This window comes from Candidatus Roseilinea sp. NK_OTU-006 (assembly GCF_012931985.1).
Taxonomy (GTDB): Bacteria; Chloroflexota; Anaerolineae; order J036; family Brachytrichaceae; genus JAAFGM01.
The window spans coordinates 1-2920 of record NZ_JAAFGM010000088.1; the positions used below are offsets into that span (position 1 = coordinate 1).

General features: G+C 65.5%; 1 protein-coding gene and 1 pseudogene. Both read right to left on the reverse strand.

The window, feature by feature from the left end; all coding sequences use genetic code 11:
• Positions 1-225 precede the first annotated feature (225 nt).
• The gene (locus GXH28_RS15605) at positions 226-1971 is read right to left on the reverse strand and encodes a Rieske (2Fe-2S) protein (protein ID WP_169239939.1); all 1746 of its coding nucleotides are present in this window, start codon (positions 1969-1971) and stop codon (positions 226-228) included.
• Positions 1972-2103: 132 nt separating this feature from the next.
• A pseudogene (locus GXH28_RS15610) lies at positions 2104-2920 on the reverse strand (hypothetical protein); the annotation flags it as partial.

The window sequence follows — 2920 nt, forward strand, 5'->3', positions numbered from 1 at the left end:
TCAGCATCAGCCGGCAGCGGCTGATGCTGACGAAGATTTCGCGCCCGCGACCTTTGATAATCTTGTCACCCGGCGTGCCTTGTGCAGCGAAGGCCAGACCCGCCGGCGCAACCAGCATGCCGAGGCTGCCTGCAATCAGGCCGGCGAGAAACGATCGGCGATTCATCGCGCAGAAGTGTAGCGAGAGTCCAGGAAATCTACAAGGAGCAAAAGTTCCCCAGCCACCTAGGCTTCGAACAATCGCTCGCCGCGCGCCAGGCGCTGCGCAATGTTGAAGGTCTGGCCTTGGGCGCGCATGGTCGGCGCGTGGGCGGCCAGATAGCGCGCGGCAGCGATCAACACGTGCATCGCTTCCGGCGTGCCCACCAGGAATTCGTGTTGTCGCACCGCTGCTTCGACGCACTGGATGGTGTGGAAGTCACGATCCTCGCGCAGCAGCAGCTTGCCCAGCATGACGATCACCTCGCGTGGCGGCGTTCCTTGATACAACAGTTGGGCCACGGCCTCGCCCGCCGCATCCACTTGCTGCTGCCGGTCGAGCAATGCCGGCAGATCGCCGAGCGACAGATGCACTTTGCCATTCGGCACCGGGATGCGCGCCGCCGGCACGTTGAGGAAGCGGTCGAGGTAGATGCTCATCGCTGCATCGAAGACGCCGCGCAAGAGTTCGCGCGAGTGCGTGCGCCGCAAGCCCTGATGCACCGCGTTGGCGAAGGTGAACGTGTGCAGCGCCGTGTCCCAGTCGCCGAACTCGTTGCTGGTGTGGAAGCGCGCGATGCGCAACGCCGCTGCGTAGGCCACGACGCCGGCCAAGTCAACGCCGCTTGTGCCCTCCCGGCATTCGCTCAGCAGCGCATCCACACTGGCCTGCGGATCGTCGCCGAGCAGCACGGCAACGAGTCGTTGGCGGCCTTGTTCATCAATTCTTCGTGTCTTCGCACCTTCGTGCTGGAGACCTTCGAGTTGCCTGAAGGTACGCTCCAGGATTTCGACCAGGTCAATCGGATTGCGCCAGGCGTTCGACTCCTCCATCCGGTCGGCATCGGCGTAGCCGCCGACCACGCTGGTCAGCACCAGCTCGGCGTTCTCCGGCGTCCAGCCGACGATGTCCAGCGCCTCCATCGCCTTGTTGGTGAAATCGAGCGGGTGGCCGGCGTCAATGTAGCGATGGTCGGTGGCAGCGGCGAAGAGCATATCGGCCAGTTGCTGTGGCGTCGCGCCGGTGCGCACTGCCGAAACGATGCAGCGCTCCGCACCCTCGGCGTCGCGCACCTCGATGAAGCGGCGAAACCAGCGCTTGAGTTCGAAAAACCGAGGTTCGGAGATGCCCGGCAGCGGCTGCACGATGAAGCGCGGCGGCATGCCGTCGGTGTCGCGCGCCACCGCCGATAGACCGTGGTATAGCGCCCGCGGACGATCCTCCGGCGCCAGGTGCGGCAGCAGGTTCATCATGCAGGTGAGGATGGTCAGGCCCGGCCCCCAGCCAGCCCGGCGGTAGCGCGCGCCGAATTCGAGGCCGGCGCGGAACGTCTCGACCGCGCCCTCATCGGCCTGCGCTAACCCGATCACCGACTTGGCGATGACGAGCGAGAGATTGCGCTCTAGGCCATCGCGCAAGCGCCGGCGCAGGTGCGCCTTCGGGTCGGCGTGCGGCGCAACATCCACCCAAATTTCGTCGCCGCGCACCTCGACCGGGAAGGCCCGCACGTCATCGGCCCACAGATCTAACGCGCCGCCGCTGGCCAGGTCGAAGCGGGCATGATGCCAGTGACAGGTCAAGATGCCGTCTCTCACGCTGCCGCGATCGAGCGGGAAGCCCATGTGCGGGCAGCGGTTATCCACTGCGTACACCTTGCCACCGTAGTCGAAAAGCGCGATCGTGTGTCCATCCACGGTCACCGTGAGGCAACCCCGGGCGCGCAGATCGCTGAGCTGGGCGGCGAGCGCCAAAGTCGAACTTGCAACCGTCATGGTTCTTCCTCCTTCGTCATCCTGAGACTCGCGAGAGTCTTTTGGTTGGAAGTCTACGGGCCGGCTGACCACATCTCGACGCCCCTCCGTTCAGCGCGCGGCCTGGACGAAAGGACAGAAGCTTAGCCACCTCTACGGCCCCACGTCGAAGCGCGCGTAGCCGACGCGCTGGCCGTCCGACGTGTTCACCGTGACGCGGATGGTGTAGCGCCCGGCAGGCAGCCCTTCGATGCCCCATTCCGTGAGCTGGCCATCCACCACCGGCGCGAGGTGTGGCCCACTGATCCACTTCCATTCGCCGGGGTTTTCGCCCTCGCCGTATTCGACGACGTATTGTTGAAAGCCCGACGGATTGACCGTGCCGCGGATGGAGAGCAGGCCACGCGCCACAGGCTCACCCAACGAGGGATGCGTGATCAGAATGTCGGGGGATTGGGGATTGGCGATAGGCGATTGTGGATTGTTCACCAGCTCGGGATTGCCGGCCTGCACGGCGCGCTCTACATTCTCGTCGGGAGGCAGCGGCAACTGGTCGGCGCTGAAGTATTCGATGCGCCGGCGCGGGCAGTTAGGCGAGGGCACATGGCCGCCATATTCACAGATCTCCGCGGCTACCACGCCGGGCGGCGGCACGAAGTCGGTCACCGGCTTGCCCGCCAGTGCCTCGTCCATGATCTGCTTCCAAATCGGCGCGGCGCCGGTGATGCCGCTCACGCCGCGCATCGGGCTATTGTCGCTGTTGCCCACCCATACGCCGACGACCAGCTCCGGCGTATAGCCGACCGTCAGGTTATCGCGGAAGTCGTTGGTCGTGCCGGTCTTTGCGGCGGCCGGCCGCGACAGCCGCAACGGGCTGTTCAGGCCGAAGGTCTTGGCGCGGGCGGCGTTGTCGCTCAGCCTGCTGGTGATGAGCCAGGCGTGTTCCGGTCGAACTGCCTGTTGCCCCTGC

What these genes read in the sequence shown, in the direction of transcription:
- GXH28_RS15605 (WP_169239939.1), bottom strand. Translation starts at nt 1,971, where the DNA reads ATGACGGTTGCAAGTTCGACTTTGGCGCTCGCCGCCCAGCTCAGCGAT.